Source organism: Achromobacter ruhlandii (assembly GCF_902859695.1).
Classification (GTDB): domain Bacteria; phylum Pseudomonadota; class Gammaproteobacteria; order Burkholderiales; family Burkholderiaceae_B; genus Achromobacter; species Achromobacter ruhlandii.
Genome location: NZ_CADIJL010000024.1, coordinates 38,789 through 59,139 on the forward strand (window position 1 = coordinate 38,789; position 20,351 = coordinate 59,139).

Here is a 20,351-nt window from a genome sequence, read left to right on the forward strand (position 1 = left end):
GGAGTAACGCGCGCCGCCGTGAAAAGCCTGGCCGTGGTCGACTAAAGGCCGTCACCTGTGAGTAGCTACCCCGATTCCGAGAGGCTGTTCCGGCGTGACCTTGTCACCGAAATGGTGAGCCTCATGCGAAAGCAGCGTGCCCCCTGGCAACGGTCGGACCGTGCAGACTTGCCTGCACCCGCGATGCCATACAACGGCATCGCCGGAGCGGAACGCATTTTCAAGAGTTCTAATGCTCTGGTGTTGCTATCGGCGATGCAAGTTCACGGCTGGAACGACCCCCGCTTCATAACCGCGCGACAGGCCGAGAATGCAGGCTGGCGCGTCCGTCCAGGCGGTGGAACAAACTTGATCTTCTGGCAAAGGGAGCCGGCGGGATCTGTGGGCAATGAGCGCGAGCAGTATCGCTCGTCCGTTATCAAGCTCTACAACGCTGCCGAGGTGATCGGCATGCCGGATCTTACGCCCGGCGCACGGCCGGCACCGATAGATATCAACGCCTTCGCAAACGCATTGGGAGGGCGCATCGAGCGTGCACACTTGCTTAGCTCGAGCGCGCTCGCCAGACGCGCAGCCGGTCAATTGCTAGATTCTCCGCACAAGGGGGCAGAATGGCAACACAGTCTGCGCGTCCAGCTGGCAAGCTATCTGTTTGTTCGCGAGGCCGGTGACTGGTATCGACCAAGCATCGAATCGGCCTCGTTGCTACCACTCACCAGCAAACTCCTGGAAGACCCGGACGAGTTCTTTCGTGCCGCCCGAGATGCACAGGCGATCGCAGTAAATATTGCAAAACTTGCGAGAACTGCCAGTGTTCAAGTGGGAGCAAAGCCTGTCCGGGAAGCATCCCAATCGACCGCTGTTCCAGCGCCGCGCCGGACCTTGGATGGCTCGCCTGCCGCACCGAACGCTGGCCGACAAGGGCATATTTTCTTGGCGGTTCCGCCCAGCGAGATCTCGGCCGCGAAGGCAGCCGGTGTGAGGTGGCACCCCGAATTTCGGGGCTGGTATGTGCCACAAGGGACCGACCTTGGCAAAGTCGATAAATGGATGCCCCGTGGTGTAGCGGTTTCGCGAAACGACGTGCTTGACTCGTTTGCCGAGGCGATGCGTGCGCATGGCCTGGTTGAGCCTCTGGGAGGACCGGTGGATGACAACAAGTGGCACTATGTGCCCACATCCGATGCCAAGGGAAACAGCAAGAAGGGGTCCTATATCCTTTGTGTAGACGCCGTGGTGCCCTACGGATTCATCAAGAACTTTAAAGGAACATCCGGTCCGTGGAGATATGACGGGAGATCCATCAGTCCCGAGGCCCGCGCGGCTCATGAAGCCCAAGCACGTGAGCAGTCGGCGCTGCGAGATCGGGAGCTTGCGCACCAACAAGGTGAAATTGCGAAACAGACAAGATCGATCCTGCAGGAGCTCAAGGCAGTCCACGGGCAGGATCATCCATATCTGAAGCGGAAGGGCGTTGACGCGCATGGGCTGTTCCATTGTGGCGATGAGCGTCAATTGCGCGAGCTACTGAACCTGCCGGAGTTCAAGAGCTGGAATGATCAGTTCCTGGTCGTCCCTGGCCAAGACGTCGACGACAGGATAAGGACCGCCCAAGTTATATCCAGTCGGGAGAAGGGCGGTAAGGTCTTTGTCGCCGGTGCAGGTAAGAAGGCGGCCTTTCACCTTATCGGTGTGAACAGCGTGGCAGAATTGGCTGCTGCTCCAGCAGCAATCTTCTTAGAAGGCTATGCCACCGCGGCAAGTGTTTATGAGGATCTGGGCCGCGGTCTTCCTGTGGTCGTCACCTTTGACGCTGGCAACCTGGTTGAGGTGGCCAAGGCTCTGTCCAAGCGACTTCCTTCCACGCAACCTAAGATCGTCTGCTGTGACAACGACCAATTCATAATCGAGCGGGCGTTAGACCAGGTGCGTGAGGTAATGCCCGACCTGCCGCATGTGAACACCACCGGTCGGGAGGTGCAAGTACAGGCTGGTGATGGTGCAGGCCTGCGCAGTGTGTTTCTCGGATCCGCAATCGCGGATGACCGTTGGCATGAAACCGACCATGGGAAGTACCGACTATTCATCGAGACGCGGGATGGCGCCGGCGTTCAAAAAGTCCGTGTCGATATGGCCCGCAAGGGATCAGACCGGCATGTTCAACTGGTCCTGGAGAATAAAGGCCGCACGTGCGGCGAAGAGGCCGCGAAGATATTGGGTGGCATCGCTGTTGTGCCTGTCTTTGCATCCCTTGACGGTCGCCCGACGGATTTCAATGATCTGAAGTTGAGGGAAGGCGCTGCCCACACTCTCCAACAACTCGCTCCCAGGCTCAGAGCGCTAGGCCTAACCGCGCAGCAGATATCGCTAGCTGCGAACGAAGCGATTTCAGCGAAACACGGCCAAGGGCCGGTAAAGCGATAAGAGCATGCACCTATGAATAAATTGATCGACTCCATCGCTTTGAGCGCTGTCCAACAAGTGCTCACTGCGGATACCGTATGGGTTTATACGACCGGAAGAACACCGCTGGCCGATCGGGCCAGCCTACAATTCGTCGCTGACCAGGCAATGGCCCACCAACGGCCGGGATTTGAGGTGGATCAGCCCGAAAAATTCCAGTTGCCAGGTGGCGTTGCGCAGGGCGAGCTTGATGATTTGTTCAACGCTACAGCTGGAACTAGGGCTGATTTTGCGTTACGGCAGAGCGTCTTAGCGTGGGCGCGAGACGGCAAGACGCCTTCAGGTGATTCGCTCCCACCAGTCATGTCAAACGAGATGGCGAAACCGTTGAGCGTGGCCGGTCTACAGCGAGTTTGCGAAGCCCTCGACGCAGGCATGGCGCGCACCTTCGGTGAAACGGCGCCTCGACCGACGGCGACACCACATATTCCCCGCCGCGGTTGAACAAGCGCAGCCCCGGCGGGCCGGGCGGCCTCCCAGCCGCTCTTGAGCGGAATTGGCATTCTTAGGCTTAACAAAGTACAACCGTATGCTATAAATATTGCACTATTCAATTTACGGAGTGCAAAATGGCTAAAAACGGTTCTGCTTCTGTGGACGGCGGCGCGACAGCATCGGAGGCACCGGCTGCGTCCGCCAAGCCCTTCCAACAACGCGTGTTTCTCTTCCATGGCGATAAGGGTGGCGTAGGCAAGTCGTTCGCCTTCCACGTGTTCGTTGACCGCGCGCTGCAGCGCGGGCACAAAATGGCCGTAATCGAAGCAGACACTCGAAACCCTGACGTCATCCGGATCTTCTCCGGACAAACCGTCTGCCAGATGATCAACCTGCGCCGCGACGACGGCTGGATGGACGTAATTGACTTCGTTCGCGCGCACCCGGATCACCACATCGCTATCTCGTTGCCGGCCGGCATAGGCGAAGCCATGCAGAAGGACTTCGAAGACTTCTGCGGTTACCTCAAATCGAAGGTACAGGGAAAGCCCGAAGTCGTGATGTTCTGGCTGATCAACCTGTTCGCAGACTCAGTGAATCTGCTGCACACGACATACGAAAACGTGGGCTCCTTGATCGACAAGATCATCATCGTGCGCAATCTGGTTTTCGGGGCGCCTGACCAGTTCTTCATCTGGGACGAGTCACCGTTCCGCGTCGAACTTGAGCGGAAGGGAAAGGCAATTACCGTATCCCTGCCTGGCCTGCATATGCGGGTCACGACGAAACTCGCAGCCGATCCGGACGGCATGATGCCGTTCTCGCAGGCAGTCCAAAACGCCGCGGCATTCAAGTTGCTGGAAAGCGAGCAGTGGAAACTGGAGAACTATCTCAGTAAGGACCTCGCTGTTCCGATGGAGCAAGTCTGGTCCTACGTGGATCTTTAGGCCGTAGCCGTGCCTACAGTGTGGATGGTATCTGGCAACAAGGGTGGTGCGGGCAAATCGGCAGTTGCGATTGGCCTTGCACAAGCCCTGATGCAGGAATTTGGCACGCACGAGGTATCCGTGATCGACGGAGACGGGCGCACTCCTGACGTGCACAGGATCTATGACCGTAAGCTTCCTGCACGGCAACTCGACTTTCGGCGCCTGCGGCCCGACTCACATTCGAGCATGACGGAAGATGAATACTTCCGCATCGTGATGAGCTACGTCAAGGTATCGGAGCACGTCGTCATCAATACGCCCGACGGAGCGGACGACCAGCTGATGGGGTGGTTCGACTCGACCCTCCAATGCACCGAGAGCATGTCGGAGGAGGTCGACGTCCTATTCAAATTTCTTTTCGTGATGAGCCCAGCGGAGGACGGCTTGCGCTACCTCGAAACGCTCTCCATGCGCTTCCAGCGGCTCTATCCGATTCGCAACCTCCATTTCGGGGATGCACTGCGCTTCCGCACATTCAACGAAACATACGCTCCAGGTTTCGAGCATGTCATCGATTTCCCGCGGCTCATGGCCGGCGAACTTGATCGAGTCAAGCGCCTGCGCCTGCCGCCCTGGGAATATGCAGAACTACGGTGCGACCGCGAGTCGCCTGAGGTGGTTACGCCGCGAGCACTCTCCCGCAAGCGTGTGCGGGACTGGATGTGTGACGTTACGGAAGCTCTGGCCCCGGCCATAGCGAATGACGCATCGAACCTCAAGCAAGGAATCATCTGACAATGGCCAATCAACAGGCTTCCGCCGGCCAGGGCACCGCGCTGCATACCAGCAAGAGCGGCCTGGTCACCAGCGTCGAGCGCATCCTCCAACGCCCGCTCACCGCCGAAGACGCGCAGCATTGGAATGCCATTCAAGATCAATACGGCATAGCCGATGACGATCCGATCGTCATTATTCTCGTCATATTGGGTCTTCACCAGCACCTGGTCAACGAACTGCCCGAAAAAATCAAAGAGGCAACCGCGAGCGCAATCGCCACGCACCGCACAACACTCGAAGACCAGGCAACCATCGTGTCAAAGGGCCTTATCGCCAAGCTGGCCCCGATGTTCCTCGATGCCTCGGCCAAGCCCCCCTCCGGGATGAAGGTGCCTGCATGGCTAGTGGTGGGCTTCGGCCTGTGCTGCGGGCTGGCTGGCGCGCTCTTGTCGCATTTTATCGGCCGCTAACAGGCCTCAGTTTATGTGGAGAAAGAAATGACCCACCAGTTTGTGGAAAGCTATAACGAATACGCTGCGGTCCTACTGCGTACTGACAATCAACTGGCGAAGGAAGATCGTTGGATCTCGAGATGCTTCCTGACATGCGGCTTCGCCGATGTTGAGAGCACTGACGAGCTGGTGTTCGCCCACGCGGAAAGCGGCGTGCAGATCACTTGCGACTCTGACGCCTTGGCGATCAACGCTGGGGCTTCATCGCAGGCCCTCCGTCAGTGCTACAGCGACCTTTTCACGGTGCTGAAGAACATGGGGTGGGTGAAGGTGGAAGTGCACACTGACGCCGATGTCGAAGAGGTCATCGCGGACATGGCTGCATACATCCCGGCCTCCTACGATCTCACGATGGAGGCCGGGGCCGGGGCAGACCGCAAAGCCTTGGTCGACGACCTCCGCGCCGAGATCGTGACCCGCCAGGTCGCGCAAGACCACGACCTGGCACGATCGAGCGAAGCAGCTATACCCATCGCCGCCTTGCACGGCACGCGCGCGGTGGAGGAGCGCCCCTCGTCGCCGGCGGGCAAGCAAACATCCCCCCAAACCGCTGCGGTACCAGGCGATCGACTCCTGACGTTGCAGGGGCCGGGCAATGCCGCGGCGGGAAGTCTGGAAGAAGCAGTGCGGCTGTTGGCTCATGGCCAGCAGCAAGTTCAACAGCAGTTCGCGGGATTGATGGCACTACTCGCAAGTAGTCAGTTGGGCGGGAACCGTTTGGCACAGTCCGAAGGGATCATGGAGGCCGCTTCGAACGCTCAGGCCGCCACACACCGCCCTGTGGAGGCCTCCGCAGAGGAACAGGGTCTGTTGGACGCCGAGCAGGCTCAAGAGAGCGTGCAGGCCCGTGGCGCTGGCCAGGTGACCGTGGCGCCGACTTCCACCCCAACGAGCGACGTCGGGCTTATTCCCGCATCTCCCGACGTGGAGAGCGATGCTCGCACGTCGGCGGATGCGATCGGCAGAGTCCCTCCGCATCCGGACGATGTCCCCGTTGCAGCAGTTGCGCCTGCAATCGCGGCTCCGAAGGAGGAGGGCCTGCAGGCCGGGGAGGCACGCGCGCTGCAGCAGCCGAACGGCTCGGAGACCACCAACGCCAAGTCCATGTCGGCCGGCGCCGCGCAACTCGACTGGGGAAGCACAAATGCGCTGCACCAGCCGCTCACCGATCAGCAGCAGCAGTTGATCTCGGCGGTGACCATGGTCGTACAAACGGCACTGTCCGAAGTCTTCATGTTGCGCAACGCTGTAGACAGGCTGGGCGGAGCACATACGTCCACTGGCGCTTGACGCAGTTAGACACGCCAAAGGAGCGCCTCATGTCCGAAGACCAACAGGTTGTGAGAATCGCGGCGCTTGAAGCGGCGATTAACCGGTGCAACGCTTCTCAAGGACGCGGCTCAATCCGTAAACAAGGAAGCTCGGCAGAAGGCGATCGCAATCGGGTCGTCCTCTGCCGCGATTCAAGCCTCATGGCGGAAGTCTACGGCGTGATGATTTACACGCGTAGCGAAACTTGGCCGCTCGACCAATTCACGTCGAACCAGCGCGCAGCCTATTTGCGGTGGCATACCACTTCATAGGGCTGCTCTTTGCATATGCCGCCGACCGTCAATAAGCGAGCAGACGAAGAACTCGACCAGCTGCTCGTGCAGGTGACCGAGGCGGAATTCCAGCTTGGGCAGCGGGAGCTTTCAGCGTCGAAGAAGACCGAAGTGGAGTTGGTCTTGTTAAACCTCGCTGCCTGCAAAGCGGATCTGATGGAGCTACTGGACCAGCCAGAGCGAGGCAGCCTATTACCCGAAGATACAGAAATGCTTGTGAATCATCTCCGAAGCGAGATACAGATGTTGAGCGCCCGCGTGCAGGTTCTTACCACATCACGACGTGCGGCGCAGCACCGTCGCCTATTGGAGCCGCGGCAATGAATCGGCGTTCTACATACCTCGCCTTCTCGCTAGCCCTAACAGCGGGCCTCGTTGGATACAGCGGCATCTGGTGGGCACTGCCGGTAGCCATGCTCGCGGTGGCAGGATGGGGCATGGCTGGAAGCCGTCGCGCCGCGTTTGCGGTCATGCTCGTCTACTACTTGGCGGCCAGTCGTGGCCTTCTACACGGAGGGGCCGTTTTTTTCGCGAACGGATCTTCTCCAGACTCCCTCTCTTGGCAGTGGGGCTTGGTTGTCTGGACTGTACCCGCTCTCGTACTCGCCGGCGCCTGGAGCCTTTGTTGGGGCCTCCGTTGGATCATGGTGCGAGCGCTCTTTGCGATCCTGGTTGTGAGCGCGCCACCAGTAGGCTTTATCGGTTGGACCAACCCTGCAAGTGGCATCGGGGTATGGCTGCCTGGCCTGGGGTGGTGGGGTGGGGCGATCGGCCTAGCTGTCGCTGCCTCGGCATCACGCCTGGGCCAGTTGTTGGCGCAACGCATGCAAGGCCGACAGAAAATTTTGACCAGCTTGGAAACCAGATTTCTCGCCGCGTGCGGACTGCTGGCCGCTGGCGCGATGATCCTTGCGGCGTTCCGCCCAGCGCCTTCAGCGCCAGAAGGGTGGGTAGGGTTGAATACTAGGTTGGGGCAGGCCGATGACTACCAGGTCATCCGAGGCCTTCAAGAAGCAACTGAAGCGGCAGCTAGGGCCGGAGCGGCGCTTATTGTGCTGCCGGAAGCAGTAGGCGGTAACTGGGAGATAAACAAGCTGTATTGGACTGACGTTAGCCGCGCGCTGCGCGCGCGCGATGTAGCGTTGCTGGTGGGAGCGGAAAGCCCCTCTGGCGGTGGCGGTGTCGAGCGAATCAATGGCCTGTTCGGACTGGGGCAAGTCGACGGCACGCAAATTGCTCAGCGTATCCCCGTCCCTTTGGGGATGTGGGCCCCATGGTCTTCCATTCGACACGTCGTCGCGGACTGGACCGCCTCAGGCGTTGTAGATGTCGCAGGACATCGCGCGATGATCCTTATTTGCTATGAACAACTGCTTGTCTGGCCGGTCCTGCAAAGCGCAGCTACATCGAATCGTCCGGATGTGGTGATCGCCACCGCAAACGTCTGGTGGGCAAGCCAAACGTCCATCCCAGCTATCCAGAAGGCCACGGTCCGCTCTTGGGCTAGGCTCTTCGGTCTCGGCGTCGTGCAAGCGACGAACTCAGATCGATGAGCCTTCACCGCGTGATTGTGGCGCCAATTGCCTGAGTGAAATCACCCCCCTTTATCAAAATTGCCCGCCGGCCAGTTCTTTCACTAGTGAAAAAAACGCCTAATATCACAATAAAATATGCTTTATGTATTTCACATGGCTACACTTGTGGTTTGCACTTGATTCTTGAATTTCACCGCGACTATGGCAGATAAAAAACCCCGTTTGCAGACGTTTAAGGCAGCTCGCACGCCGCTGCAAAATGTCATGTTGGGCATTCTCGCGATGATGTTCATTGTCATGGTCGCCTCAGTGTTTGCCACGCAGTTCTTCGCGGCCAAGATGAACTACTCGCGCCATTTAGGAGCGCCCCTTTTTTCATTGGGCGCATGGGCCGTCTATCTTCCGTTCGACTGGATAAGTTGGGGTTGGCGATTTGCTGACCTAGTCGCCGTAAAGCCCACTGTGTACCAAATGGCCGTCATCGCACTATCTGGCTCCGCAATGGGTTTGGTCACGGGGCTGCTAGTGACGTTCTTTGCGTTTAAGCGCACCGAGGGCATGGAGTCGCTACACGGCGATGCCCACTGGGCAACTGCGGAGGAGGTTGATAGGACTGGTTTGCTCGGCCATCCCGGCGCTGAACTGAAGGGCATCTGTGTCGGGTCGATCATGTTGGACAAAGAAGGGGAGACGGTAACTCCCGCGCACGCCGACTACAGATCGAGGCACGTGACCCGCAAGAATGGTGGTGTCGTAATGCGGGATAGCGAGGGCCGTCCGCTCTATGACGTGAATCCCAGCGTAGTGCTGGCTTTGCAGTACCTGCGAGACAACGCACCTACCCATGTTCTAGTTTTTGCGCCGACGCGTTCTGGTAAAGGTCGAGGGTTGATCATTCCCACGTTGTTCGCATGGAACGCATCAGTTGTGGTTGCGGACCAAAAAGGCGAGAACTACGCCCTTACGGCAGGAATGCGCAAACGAGCGGGGCAGCGTGTTGGAAAGTTCGCTCCCACCAGCAACGATGGCTCCACGTGGAAGTGGAATCCCCTGGATGAGATCCGTAAAGGCACCGACCGGGAGGTTGGGGATGCCATGAACATATGTCAGATGATCGTGGATCCCGAGAATAAGGGGATGGAAGACCACTTTATATCGACGGCGTGGATGCTGCTTACCGCCGTGGCGCTACACCACGTGTATGCCGAGTCCGACGCCTCTATCGGTGGAATGGTGATGTATCTGTCGGATCCGCGGTTCGAGACCGACACGCAGATGTGGCAGAGAATGCTAACTGCAGAGCATGACCCGACCTTGAAGATGGGATGGGTCGACACTGCCGGCGCACCCACGAAGACTCACCCCTTGGTGGCAGCACAAGCGGCATCGATGATGAAAATCGCGGAGGAAGAACGGGGCTCCATCTTGTCGACCGCCCGCCGCGTGCTTGGCCTCTGGTACGACCCGCTAGTTGCCGCCAATACCCGGACAAGCGACTTCCTGTGTAGAGACCTGATGACGGCAGATGACCCCGTCAGCCTCTACTACATCCCTACTGAAGAAGACAAAGACCGGCTGTTGCCACTCTCAAGGCTCTTTTTCTCCATGATCATTCGGCGCAATACCGTCCCAATGGCGGCTGAGAACGGCCGCCTTGTTGGAGGGTACAAACACCGCTTGTTGATGTTGATCGACGAGTTTCCCGCGCTTGGACAGCTCGAGATTATTGAAGATGCGCTGTCTTACGTCGCAGGGTATGGGATCAAGCTGATGCTGATCTGCCAAGATCTGAGACAGCTTCAAGATAAGTATGGCGACAACGAGACCATTGTGGCGGGATGCCATATTCGCATTGCCTATGGCCCCTCGGACGAGCGGACAGCGCAACGACTGGAAGACATGGTGGGCGAGACTACGGTTGCGGAAGAAGAAGAAAACGTATCAGCGAATCGAATGGGTATTTCGGGTGGCAACGTGTCCGTCTCCCGTAAAAAAACAGGACGGCCGCTGATGACTGTAGGCGAATGGATGACGCTGTCGAATGAAGATCTGGTGGTGCTGGTGGCAAACAATCCGCCAATTTATGGACGAAAGATCAAATACGACGAAGTCCCCGATTTTGCTGCCTGGTCAAAACTGCCAGCACCGCATTCGAATACACCTCTTCGGGAACGCTTAGCTCGGACAGCGCCAGCGGCAACTCCAGCTACTGTCGCCATGTCAGAGGCAATGGCCGGCGGTCCTGCGCTTACCGCTGCTGACCAACGAATTGTCGACCAGTTATTGGCGAATCACATTGCTGTCCAAGAGATCCAACAAGTGAGGGCGTTCTGATGATTTTTACCAGTGAAAATTTTTTCGCAAGGCTTACATTATTTATTGCCATTGCGGCGATTAGCGCCCGGGCGATAGCAGCATCCGAAATGCCTATGGCGGAACTACTAGCCAAATGTGCGCCTACCGTCGCCGTGAGCACGATGGCGTCCATTGTGAAAGTCGAGTCGTCCGGTCACGTGTACGCGGTGGCAGACGCAGGGCCTGTGCACCTTCCTTGGAGCGTTCGCAAAGACATGGTGCGCTCTCATTTTCCGACATCGAAAGATGAGGCTGTTGAACTGGTCAAGTCGTTGCTGAAGAAAGGGCACACCGTCAGCATCGGCCTGTCGCAAGTGAACGATCGCAATCTCAAAGGCTTGGGATTAAGCGTGGAAGAGGTCTTTGATCCCTGCACGAACGTGTCTGCCGGCGGCAAGATCCTCACCAACTTCTATCAACGGGCGGCCAAAGAATTTGGCCCCGGCGAGAAGGCGCTGCAAGCGGCCATCTCGGCATATCAATCCGGCAACTGGGAACGCGGCGTAGCCAACGGCTACGTCGGCCTCGTCTACAAGGCCGCCGGGGTTGTGCCGGACCTAAAAGTGGGAACGGGAAACCGCGCGATGAAGGTGGCTAGCGCTGATAGGCCGACTAAGTCGGCCGAGCAATGGTGGGAGTCCCGCGCGGAACTACTGCGCCAAGCGCGAGAGTCGGACCTCAAGGCCTCAAAGGAATAACCCTCCAGTAGGGAACAAAAAGGACATGTCATGAAGCGGAAAATCTCAGTACTTGTGGTCGATTCGAATCAGGCTGAACTGGGCACCTTGACGGCTGCGCTAGGTAGCTGGGGCTTCGAAGTGCAGGCCTGCAGCTGCCTTGACGCGGGTGTAGACGCATTCGTTGCGCACAAGCACGACATTGTGCTGTTGAGCTATGGTCTATCGGCGCTCTCGACCGAAAGTGTGTTGGCGTGCTTGCGCTCGTCCGTGGCGCCGCGGTGGACGCCCATCGTCTTCATCATGGACGACATCGAGCTGGATGAAGCCCATGATCTTGCTGAGTACGACGGCGCCGACCTCGTCGTTCGACCAATTGCTTTGCCGCTGCTCAAAGCCAAGATGAAGTCGCTGTCTCGTCTGATGGATGAAAACCGTTCAGACCCTGCAGAACAGTTCCGTGCAGTGCTGGAAGGCTCTACGGACGCAGTCGCAGTGGTCAACCAGGCGGGCCACCTCGTTGAGTTCAATTCGCCCGCAGCGCAACTGTTCGGCTGGGAACGAAACGAGGTGCTCGGCTGGCATATCCGCGATTTCATGCCAGCGCAAATCGTGGAGGTTCATGGCGACGTCTTCAAGGATGACAAGGTCGCGGCGCTTTGGAACTCGAGGCGGCTAAAGGTGAGAGGGAAAGACAGCCGGGAAATGGTGATGGAGATCCGCTTTGGCTTCATCAACCTGCCGACGCGTCGTCTTTGTTCGATCACCATGCGTGACGTCTCGGACCGGGAACGCGAAGAAGATGAAATGCTGAGGGCCTCTCTATATGACGGCCTGACCGGCTTGCCAAACCGGAACCAGTTCCAGGAGCGCCTTTCCCAGCTGATTGCGATATCCAATCGCTACAGCAAGCTTTTGGGCGTGCTGTTCATCGACCTGGACAAGTTCAAGGAAATCAACGACACACACGGCCATGATGTTGGCGATCGGGTTCTGATGGAGATTGCCCGCCGCTTGCAGGGCAGCATTCGTGACTCCGACACGATCGCTCGCCTTGGCGGCGACGAATTCGTCGCACTCCTTTACGATCTGCGAAGCTCGGAAGACGCCAGGCTCGTCGCCGAGCGCTTTATCTCAGCGTGCGAAAGGCCCGTGATCGTCAACGATCGCAGCCTGGAGTTGTCCGCCAGCATCGGTATTGCTATCTATCCGGACGGCGCCAAGGACAAAGAAGTCCTCCTGCGGCAGGCAGACGATGCGATGTACCACGCCAAGCGCGCCGGAGGCTGCCGCTACTCATTCTTCAGTCACGAGATCAACAAAGCGGTACAACAGCGACAAGAGTTGGAGCAAGGCCTGGAGTTGGCCTTGCGCCGCAATCATTTCTTTCTCGTGTACCAGCCGCAAGTCGACCTGCGTACTAGCCAGATCGAGGGCGCTGAAGCACTGATCCGTTGGGAGAAAGACGGCAGCGTAGTTCCACCGAACCTGTTCGTCCCGATCGCAGAAGAATCTGGTCTTATCGTTGAAATCGGTCAATGGGTATTGCGTGAGGCGTGCCGGGAAGCAAAAAGTTGGTACGACACGGGCTTGCGAGGTCCCAATGGTCACGGACTGGCAATCGGCGTGAATCTATCAGTACGCCAGTTCAACTTGCGGCTGCCAGGCGTAGTCTTCGACATACTGCATGAGACGGGTCTACCCCCGCATCTGCTAAATCTTGAGATCACCGAGAGCTTCCTGGTCCAGGACGTCGACCAGGCACGCGTCATCCTAGACAAGCTGGTCTCCGCCGGCGTCCAGCTCTCCGTCGATGACTTCGGTACGGGGTATTCCTGCCTGGCCTACCTCAAGGAATTGCCTGTGACAACCATCAAGGTCGACAAGAAGTTCGTGGACCGAATCCACACCGGCGGCAAGGATCTGAAGATGGCTTCCGGCATTGTGACTCTGGCCAAATCGCTGGAAATGAAGACGCTCGCCGAAGGGGTGGAAAAGGCGGAGCAGGTCCAAGCACTCATTGACCTCGAATGCGACTCGTGTCAGGGATACTACTTCTCCAGACCCATCCGAGCAGCAGAATTCCGAAAGATGCTCGTCGAATCTTCGCTCCCGGTGATCGCCTGACGGTGGGACTCATGTCTAACAATGAAAAGCTCCAGGCACTACTTGCGTGGCATCCCAAAATGAACCTGGTGGCGCTGCTCGACCAGCTCTACTTCAACGACGTTCATGGAGTTCCGGTACTCAGCAGGGACTCCTGCTTGGCGCAACTCCTGCTCGTGGCCGTCACCGAGCGATTGTTTGACGAACAAGCTTTCCACGCCGCGGCGCTACGGGGCGCTCTGCTGAATCTCGACGACAAGACCTTCCTTGCGGCGTTCGCCAGTCCGCGACTCGCGTCGAATGTCGTCCAGCAGGTCACACCGGAAGAACGCATGGGGGCCAGGCTACAGGCCGCGCGCAAACTGTTCGGTGAGCATATCTATCATGCTTAGGCGGCGGTCGACCGGCCGCGGAAGGCTAGCCCGCCCGTGGCGCCTCTGGTTTTGGTCGGGCCTTGCGCTGTTTGCAGCGCTGCGGGCCGCAGCGTGGTGGTTGGCCATACATAGCACCGCACCATACCCTGTAGTCGAGATTGTCGCCGGCGCCGCGTGGATTGCGCTGACCGCTACAGCAATCAAATCCCTTGCCGCGGGGCGCGCGTCGCATCGACGTGCGGCTTGGGTCAAATCGCAAAGCAACCTCGAAGCGCTACGTAAACTGTCTTGGGATCAGTTTGAGCGCTTAATTGCGGAGTTTTACTCAAGCCTGGGCTATACCGTCGACCTGGTCGGCCAGGGAGGCGCTGATGGGGGAGTGGACATCCGGCTCCGTGGTGCCGGCGGCGAACTAGTCCTCGTTCAATGCAAACACTGGAAGTCCACCCGCGTAGGGGTCGCAGTTGTTCGTGAGATGCTCGGCCTGGCCATGCATCACGGTGCCTCCGGGATTGTGATCGTGGCATCAGCGGGCTTCACAAAAGACGCGACACAGTTCGCGCGAGGCAAGTCAGTCAATTTGGTCGACGGCCCGCTATTAGTGGAAATGATGCGCGCCCATCGCGCCTAGCGAGGACTGGGGAGGGTTCATGGCGAAAATACCAACTACAAAGCGGTCGGGAATCGCGGCACCAACCCATCGCGAACTGTGCTCAGCCGCCGTGGAATGGTTGATGCGCCCCAACAGTAAGAATGGGGCAGGCTGCACAGTCGCCTTTTCAGAGGTGCAATCCCCTTGCGGGCGAGAGGTTATGGATGCCTTTGGCGTACGCTCCGTCGGTTGGGAGACATATTCAATCCTGATCGAGGTGAAGACGTCCCGGGCAGATTTCCGAGCCGATTTGGCGAAGCCCCATCGACAAGATCCCGCTCAGAGTGGCGGCACCTACCGGTACTATCTTGCGCCGGCAGGCCTCGTCTCGGTCGACGAACTTCCACCTCGATGGGGACTGATTGAGTACGGCCGCCCGCGATTTCGCGTGTTGGCCGGGCACCTAACTGTGCGACCGGGCCCAGGCCTGCCCCATGACCTGGTCACCGATCGGAGGTTGGCCAACTGGGCCCACGTCGTCAACCACGGTCGAGAGCTTGGCACAATCGCCAGACTGCTCGGGCGCCTGGGGGACGTGGAAACGCTGCAAACCGAACTCAAGCGAGTTCGAGGGAAGCATTCGCGTCAGCAGTACCTTCTACAGCAGCTCCATGAACGTGAACGCCATGCCAGAGTAGAGGTGCAGACCCTGCGCTGGGTATTGGGGGAGAAGGGTATCGATTACGAGAAGGTGGTGGCCGAGCTGCAGGAGTGCGAATCCGCGAGAGTCCGTCAGATCTTGCGCCAGCGGAGTGCACAGCGTGACTAGGATGTTTAAAGCTGATCGCCAAGGACATCATTCACAGCAAGGCGTCAACGCGAAAGGGGGGTGATTTCACGCACCCCCGTTACCTTCGAATGTACCGCGGCGGCCCTACGCCCGAAGACGCCGGGGCGCGATCGGCGGGGGTGATGCATCGAACTGCAGGCCGCCGCGGATCTTCTTAATCTTCGCCGCGGGGTAGGCCTGCATCACGTCCTTGAGCGCCAAGAGGAAAGTCTTCTTGAAATTCTTGTCAGCATCCGGTCCTTGGTATTCGTGACCGAACTGCTCGCGCAACTTCGACCATCGCATGAACAGGCCATCGGTGGTGTCAATACGATGCAGCCGGTGCGCCATCCAGGTGTAGATGTCGAGCTTCAAGCTACTTCCCTTGAGCAGCAACATGGCCCGGTTATCAAGTGGGACCGCGCTTTCGATCAAAGACTTGTAATAGGTCTCAGAGAGGCGCAATACTCCAGGCCACAAAGGCCGCTGGTTGGAATCCCGGTTGTTGATCCAAGCGTCGAATTGCTCGACAGGCTGGCCGTTGTAGGTACGACCGTTTACCCCTAGCTGGATTCGGCATGCGGCCAACGCATGCATTTGCGTGCGCAGTGTCCGGTAGCGCCTGCCCTCACGCTCCATCCCCATGTTGGCCAAAAATTCCGCCGCACTCGAACCGATAGGGACCTCGCGATCTCGGTTCATCACGGCATAAGACGAAATCCAGACAAGAGCCAAGCGGGGAATAGGGCCATACGGAATCGGCTGGGGGACGGGACCTGACCCTTCGTCGATCATCCCGGCCTGAACGTTAATCCAGTTGGGCCCGGATTTGCGCATGAACTCTTTGCCATCGAAACGTGAGTGCGGCAGCGCGACCTGGCAGAAGATGGCGTGGGTGAACGCAAAATCCTCGCTAGAGGGAAGGTTCTCACGGATCTGATGGCCGATATCGAGCACGCGCGAAGTCTGTTTTGTCTGCAATAACGGGTAGTCGACCTGGCCGGTCGACTGGATGTATTCGACTGGCGTATCCTTTCGCTCCTTCGACTTCGGCGCGGCTCTAGCCGGCAGCTGTGTTGCACTTGCCAGAACTGAGGGATCACCGAACGCGTACCAGCGCGAGATCGTTTTGCCCACCTTTTGAGGTGTGGCCAAGCACGCATGAAATGCCTGCGCCTGGTGGTGAGCTACGTCTTCTGCGATGCCTGCTTTGACCAGGTTGACTTCAAACTCTTCAGCGCTTTTCGATTGCGAAAACGCCATGTCAACAACCCGGGCTTGAACAGCTGCGCGCTTCGCGGGAAAACCCAAGAGCTGCAGTTGTTCATTGTAGGCTTCAACATCAAAGCGAATCTTGTGGCTCTGGTCTACCAATTCGAGGGGGGCCTGCCGGTTCATGTGTGCTCCTCGGTTACGCAGCGCGCTTGTGGGCTGCTGCGGCCTCGTGCGTAGCGCGCAGTGCGGCAGCACGGCCAGGATTGCCGCGCTCGTGCTTGCGCTCAGTGGGGTGCCAATCGCTGATATCGACGTCGACAGCCGTGATGCCAATCCGCCGCAATGCGGTCAAGGCGGCATCAGTGCTCGAAAAGCGTCGCGGCTTGTCATTGCTCCGGAGAGTAACGAGAAAGCCTCGAGCTTTCTCTTGCTGCAATTGGATATTGACGACGAAGGCGCCGCCTTGCCCCGCAAGTTGCACTGTGCGAACGCCGCCGTTCGTGTGGAGAAGCTTCAATTGGTCGAGCGTTAACGGTTGCATCGAGGGCTCTCGAGGTATTGAACGTTGACCAGTATGCAGATGACCGGGCTTTTGCGCAAGCAAATGATAAGACATGCGGCAACGAATGCGTGGAGTTGCTTGGGCGAAGACTAGAAGCGAATGAAACGGCCGCTGAGCGATTTGAACTAGCAGCAGTACCTACCCCCGCAGGACACTGACGTTATGCGCTCTGAGGCCCTGTGCGAGCTCTTGGAGCGCCATGCGTTTGGTGGAAGGCCTTACTGTTGGTTACTTGGGTTGGGACATTGTGTTTTGGGATCGGGTTGAAGCAAAGGTGCTTGCCTGGGCGTCCGGGGGACGCCCAGGTCTGCCGGTAGGAGCCGGCCCGGAGGGCTTGGCGCCGCTTAAGCGGTGCCAACTCCGTATCCCGGCAGACAGTTTGCTGATGAAAGGTGGTGGTGTGAAGGGGGTTGGGGGCCCGTTCACCCCCCTTAGGGGGGCTCGATTTTCTTGTGGGGGGCTTCGATTCGGCCCCCCCTCTGGGGGGCTCTAGTTATGGGTGTCGGCGCGAAGCGCCGGGATAAGTTGGCAAGTTGTCCCCAGGTACTGGGGGCTCATACAGGGAGTAGTAGAGGAAAAACTAAAGGAAAAATACAGGATATATATGAGAGGGGGTGATTTCACGCAAAAAAGGGGGCAGATATCACGCGCTAAAAGTGGGCGATTTCACTCATCAAGGGGGGGTGATTTCACGTGGATAACTTTTGGAAAATGCAGACTTATCCACTTATCCACAACCGGTTGAGGCTCTCTGCCCAATAGGGGGTGATTTCACGCACGCAACTCCAAAAATAGGCCGTCAACTAGGGGGGGTGATTTCACGCACGGAGCTAGCTGCAACCCACGCCCCTGAAGGGGGGAGATTTCACGCATAGATTGCGCGCGCAAATGCGGGATCAAATAGCTGTCGAGAGATCATAAGGTATCAATTTTAAAGGCTTTTTATTGATAGTGGGCACTAACTAGCCATCATGACAAGAGGACGAAAGGGGGGTGATTTCACTCGGAAACCGGGCAAGATCCGTGGACAGAAAAAGGGGGGGTGATTTCACTCCAACCATGTCGATCATGCTGAATCTCATTGCGGGAGACAGGCCTGCTGGTGATCGGCGCCATCGCATCGAGAGACTCTTTGTCCAAAGGGGGGTGATTTCACTCACATGGCTCAACCGATGCTCGCCAGAAGAGGGGGGTGATTTCACTCAGCGACCTTTACCTTCAAGCAATATCTCTTGTAAAATTTTCACTAGTGAAAATCCACCGTATTCCTTTTCGGGATGCGAACCAGGAGTGCTTCGGTGCAAGACAATCGGGCCGACTCGGCAGACCTTCCATCCCTCGAGGTGGTGCTTCAGACGCTTTTACAAGCGCAGCAAGACCTCACGAGCGCGCAGGAGCTGCTTGATGGACTGGTAGACCGGCTGTATTTTCACGGCGAACTCAAATGGCGCGACGCCGCTGGGGAACTAGCAGGTCAGATAGCTGGCCGCGCGGAGCGCAGGTTGGAAGCTGTTGCCGTCTTGCTCGAGCTCCAACGTAAAGGCGCATTTGAGAAGGGCATTGACTGACTCCTAACGCCGGACGATGGGCCGGCGAGCGCCGCGGCCCCCCTCCAGAAACTCGCTTTCCATCTCGTCATGGGCACCCGGCCTGCGCACTGCGTCCTCCTTCGGATTCAACGTCCGCTCAGAAGCGCAAAGTAGCAGTTCACTATGCCACCGACGTTGCCACATGACCGCAGGCTCTCGGTCCAACATGTCGGACAGTTCCTGAATGGCGGGCCCGGCTTCGTCGAGTTGCACACTACACATCGATCGAACCAACTGATCGCAGCGACAAGCAAATCGTTGTAGCCGCCATATCTCCCACAACAATTTGCGCACCAAGCCATCGCCCCGCCAGGTGTCACGTGTTTGCCTCAGCTGCTCAAGAGAGAGAGCGCATGGAAAGGCCTTCTGTGCCTCTCCCTGCCACGGCCTCCGGACGGCCGGCTCCGCCGCGAGCGATTCCCGAACAGTGCCGAGGATGACATCGATGCCGTTCCCAAGCGATCGGCGTATCCCTTCCTGTGCTTCGTTAGCAACCAATGCCAATGCTTGCAGGCGGCTGATTTCGCAAAGCAAAGAACGGACGGTTGGATGCCGCGAATACTCCTCGGCAATTTGCGCCAGTTCTTCGAGGGGGAGGGGAGGAGGGCAAGGCCTCTCCGAAATGCTGTTCATTTGTCCAGTATATAAGCACAGCACCAGCTTTGCGCCTGCTTCTAACTCACACCGCGTTACCGATGTCGCAGCGGTATTCAGGCCAAGCACGTCCTCTAAGGACCTGCAGGCCCATAAATGATAGTGGCCAACTTGTCAAATGATGCATGATTGGTGCATACTTAGTGCATCACCAACCGGATGACAAGGAGCCACCATGACGGTTCTATCTTTCTCGGAACAATTCCGTGACGGCAACACAAGCTTCGTGTCCCCAAAGAAGCTGGGTAGCCTGTTCGGGTTCCAACTCCAGGATCTTGCTGATCGCGCCCACATCCACCGTAATACGGTCACGCGCAACCCAAGATCTCCTGAGCTTCAGAGCTATCTGAGCCAGATGCTGCGCGTTCTATATGTCGCCACGTCGCTGACTGGTAGCGTGGAGCGAGCTGCGTATTTGGTTCGCAATGAGCCCCTTCCCGCATTTGAAGGAAAGACTGCAGACCAGCTGATCCAAGAGGGTAGGGCGCAGTCAGTCATCGACTATCTCATCTCGTTCGAGGGCGGAGCAGCCGGATGATTGTCAATCAGCTATCTGGCAACCTGGCCTATTTCCGGCTCCTCTCGCCGGCATACGCCCATATGCCTCTTTCCGGAATGGGGGCTGCGGCCAAAGGTGGGCGCTTCAATCGCCCGGGCCAAGAAGCGCTATATCTCGCGAGCGACGTTCAAACGGCCGCAGCAGAGTACCAGCAAGACAACCCCTGGCTCTCGCCAGGGGTCCTATGTTCGTATGCCGTCGACGGCTTACGTGTGGCGGACCTTAGCGCAGGCTATAACTCTCAACATTGGACACCACTCTGGGCGCAACACGCGGTCGACTGGAGAGCGATCGTCTTCAATCTCGGCAAGACCCCACCCACTTGGCTAATGGCTGACCTGGTCGTGACGGCCGGATTGGATGGCCTTCTGTTCCCGTCGAAGGCTCATCCCGGCGGCATCAACCTGGTCATCTACGGCAGCTCGTCCCGGTCGCCAACGCAGCTTACTGTTCACGATCCAAAGAACATTCTGCCCAAGGTTAGGGTGCAACCGTGAAACAGATCAGCCTTGTCGCCATAGATCCGCACAGCTGAATATCCGTGCACCGAGACCGCGCGCTTAATCCGGCGCCACGGCCCATGC

At 58.1% G+C, this 20,351-nt stretch carries 19 protein-coding genes; 18 read left to right on the forward strand and 1 reads right to left on the reverse strand.

The features are described 5' to 3' along the window. Positions 1-111: 111 nt before the first annotated feature. The 14 genes from HV742_RS23290 (at position 112) to HV742_RS23355 (ending at position 14,398) form a co-directional block, all read left to right on the forward strand. On the forward strand, positions 112-2,424 hold the full coding sequence (locus HV742_RS23290) for a DUF5710 domain-containing protein (RefSeq protein ID WP_302478811.1): 2,313 nt from the start codon (positions 112-114) through the stop codon (positions 2,422-2,424). A gap of 12 nt (positions 2,425-2,436) precedes the next feature. Then, a complete protein-coding gene (locus HV742_RS23295) occupies positions 2,437-2,907 on the forward strand; it encodes a hypothetical protein (RefSeq protein ID WP_175146473.1) in 471 nt (156 codons plus the stop codon). Positions 2,908-3,032: 125 nt separating this feature from the next. Then, positions 3,033-3,845 carry a hypothetical protein gene (locus HV742_RS23300; RefSeq protein WP_175146474.1) on the forward strand — a complete coding sequence of 271 codons (813 nt, stop codon included), beginning with the start codon at positions 3,033-3,035 and terminating at the stop codon, positions 3,843-3,845. A 24-nt stretch (positions 3,846-3,869) separates the two neighbouring features. Then, positions 3,870-4,622 (forward strand): hypothetical protein, encoded by a 753-nt coding sequence (locus HV742_RS23305; RefSeq protein WP_175146475.1) that lies wholly within the window; start codon positions 3,870-3,872, stop codon positions 4,620-4,622. 2 nt (positions 4,623-4,624) lie between these two features. After that, on the forward strand, positions 4,625-5,074 hold the full coding sequence (locus HV742_RS23310; RefSeq protein WP_175146476.1) for a hypothetical protein: 450 nt from the start codon (positions 4,625-4,627) through the stop codon (positions 5,072-5,074). A gap of 27 nt (positions 5,075-5,101) precedes the next feature. Next, on the forward strand, positions 5,102-6,406 hold the full coding sequence (locus HV742_RS23315) for a hypothetical protein (protein ID WP_175146477.1): 1,305 nt from the start codon (positions 5,102-5,104) through the stop codon (positions 6,404-6,406). A gap of 29 nt (positions 6,407-6,435) precedes the next feature. Then, on the forward strand, positions 6,436-6,699 hold the full coding sequence (locus tag HV742_RS23320) for a DUF3717 domain-containing protein (protein ID WP_082385693.1): 264 nt from the start codon (positions 6,436-6,438) through the stop codon (positions 6,697-6,699). A gap of 15 nt (positions 6,700-6,714) precedes the next feature. Beyond that, complete coding sequence (locus tag HV742_RS23325) at positions 6,715-7,044, forward strand: hypothetical protein (RefSeq protein WP_175146478.1); 330 nt, start codon at positions 6,715-6,717, stop codon at positions 7,042-7,044. Between the two features lie 500 nt (positions 7,045-7,544). Continuing rightward, positions 7,545-8,273 carry a carbon-nitrogen hydrolase family protein gene (locus HV742_RS23330; RefSeq protein WP_175146479.1) on the forward strand — a complete coding sequence of 243 codons (729 nt, stop codon included), beginning with the start codon at positions 7,545-7,547 and terminating at the stop codon, positions 8,271-8,273. 165 nt (positions 8,274-8,438) lie between these two features. Continuing rightward, positions 8,439-10,589, forward strand: a complete 2,151-nt coding sequence (locus tag HV742_RS23335) for a type IV secretory system conjugative DNA transfer family protein (protein WP_175146480.1) — start codon at positions 8,439-8,441, stop codon at positions 10,587-10,589. Beyond that, the gene (locus tag HV742_RS23340; protein ID WP_175146481.1) at positions 10,589-11,308 is read left to right on the forward strand and encodes a lytic transglycosylase domain-containing protein; all 720 of its coding nucleotides are present in this window, start codon (positions 10,589-10,591) and stop codon (positions 11,306-11,308) included. The genes HV742_RS23335 and HV742_RS23340 overlap by 1 nt, the downstream gene beginning before the upstream one ends. Before the next feature lie 30 nt (positions 11,309-11,338). Next, a complete protein-coding gene (locus tag HV742_RS23345; protein ID WP_175146482.1) occupies positions 11,339-13,414 on the forward strand; it encodes an EAL domain-containing response regulator in 2,076 nt (691 codons plus the stop codon). Between the two features lie 11 nt (positions 13,415-13,425). Then, complete coding sequence (locus HV742_RS23350) at positions 13,426-13,785, forward strand: hypothetical protein (protein ID WP_175146483.1); 360 nt, start codon at positions 13,426-13,428, stop codon at positions 13,783-13,785. Positions 13,786-13,885: 100 nt separating this feature from the next. Continuing rightward, a complete protein-coding gene (locus tag HV742_RS23355; RefSeq protein ID WP_175146484.1) occupies positions 13,886-14,398 on the forward strand; it encodes a restriction endonuclease in 513 nt (170 codons plus the stop codon). 895 nt (positions 14,399-15,293) lie between these two features. Here HV742_RS23355 and HV742_RS23360 read toward each other — a convergent pair. After that, positions 15,294-16,586, reverse strand: coding sequence for a replication protein RepA (locus HV742_RS23360; protein ID WP_254601228.1), 1,293 nt, complete (start codon positions 16,584-16,586; stop codon positions 15,294-15,296). A gap of 91 nt (positions 16,587-16,677) precedes the next feature. Between HV742_RS23360 and HV742_RS23365 the strand changes: the two genes are divergently transcribed. From HV742_RS23365 to HV742_RS23380, 4 genes are all read left to right on the forward strand, one after another. Continuing rightward, on the forward strand, positions 16,678-16,935 hold the full coding sequence (locus HV742_RS23365) for a hypothetical protein (RefSeq protein WP_175146485.1): 258 nt from the start codon (positions 16,678-16,680) through the stop codon (positions 16,933-16,935). A 1,328-nt stretch (positions 16,936-18,263) separates the two neighbouring features. Then, on the forward strand, positions 18,264-18,533 hold the full coding sequence (locus tag HV742_RS23370) for a hypothetical protein (RefSeq protein WP_054473810.1): 270 nt from the start codon (positions 18,264-18,266) through the stop codon (positions 18,531-18,533). Between the two features lie 850 nt (positions 18,534-19,383). Continuing rightward, positions 19,384-19,746: an MbcA/ParS/Xre antitoxin family protein gene (locus HV742_RS23375; protein WP_175146486.1), complete on the forward strand. Its 363-nt coding sequence runs from the start codon at positions 19,384-19,386 to the stop codon at positions 19,744-19,746. Continuing rightward, positions 19,743-20,264 (forward strand): RES family NAD+ phosphorylase, encoded by a 522-nt coding sequence (locus HV742_RS23380; RefSeq protein ID WP_082385688.1) that lies wholly within the window; start codon positions 19,743-19,745, stop codon positions 20,262-20,264. The genes HV742_RS23375 and HV742_RS23380 overlap by 4 nt, the downstream gene beginning before the upstream one ends. Positions 20,265-20,351: the final 87 nt, after the last annotated feature.

Bases quoted from the DNA above. Each gene is read 5' to 3' on its own strand.
- HV742_RS23305 (WP_175146475.1), top strand. From the start codon at position 3,870: ATGGTATCTGGCAACAAGGGTGGTGCGGGCAAATCGGCAGTTGCGATT.
- HV742_RS23340 (WP_175146481.1), top strand. From the start codon at position 10,589: ATGATTTTTACCAGTGAAAATTTTTTCGCAAGGCTTACATTATTTATT.
- HV742_RS23325 (WP_175146478.1), top strand. From the start codon at position 6,715: ATGCCGCCGACCGTCAATAAGCGAGCAGACGAAGAACTCGACCAGCTG.
- HV742_RS23380 (WP_082385688.1), top strand. From the start codon at position 19,743: ATGATTGTCAATCAGCTATCTGGCAACCTGGCCTATTTCCGGCTCCTC.
- HV742_RS23315 (WP_175146477.1), top strand. From the start codon at position 5,102: ATGACCCACCAGTTTGTGGAAAGCTATAACGAATACGCTGCGGTCCTA.
- HV742_RS23375 (WP_175146486.1), top strand. From the start codon at position 19,384: ATGACGGTTCTATCTTTCTCGGAACAATTCCGTGACGGCAACACAAGC.
- HV742_RS23295 (WP_175146473.1), top strand. From the start codon at position 2,437: ATGAATAAATTGATCGACTCCATCGCTTTGAGCGCTGTCCAACAAGTG.
- HV742_RS23345 (WP_175146482.1), top strand. From the start codon at position 11,339: ATGAAGCGGAAAATCTCAGTACTTGTGGTCGATTCGAATCAGGCTGAA.
- HV742_RS23360 (WP_254601228.1), bottom strand. From the start codon at position 16,586: ATGAACCGGCAGGCCCCCCTCGAATTGGTAGACCAGAGCCACAAGATT.
- HV742_RS23320 (WP_082385693.1), top strand. From the start codon at position 6,436: ATGTCCGAAGACCAACAGGTTGTGAGAATCGCGGCGCTTGAAGCGGCG.
- HV742_RS23330 (WP_175146479.1), top strand. From the start codon at position 7,545: ATGCAAGGCCGACAGAAAATTTTGACCAGCTTGGAAACCAGATTTCTC.
- HV742_RS23350 (WP_175146483.1), top strand. From the start codon at position 13,426: ATGTCTAACAATGAAAAGCTCCAGGCACTACTTGCGTGGCATCCCAAA.
- HV742_RS23310 (WP_175146476.1), top strand. From the start codon at position 4,625: ATGGCCAATCAACAGGCTTCCGCCGGCCAGGGCACCGCGCTGCATACC.
- HV742_RS23300 (WP_175146474.1), top strand. From the start codon at position 3,033: ATGGCTAAAAACGGTTCTGCTTCTGTGGACGGCGGCGCGACAGCATCG.
- HV742_RS23290 (WP_302478811.1), top strand. From the start codon at position 112: ATGGTGAGCCTCATGCGAAAGCAGCGTGCCCCCTGGCAACGGTCGGAC.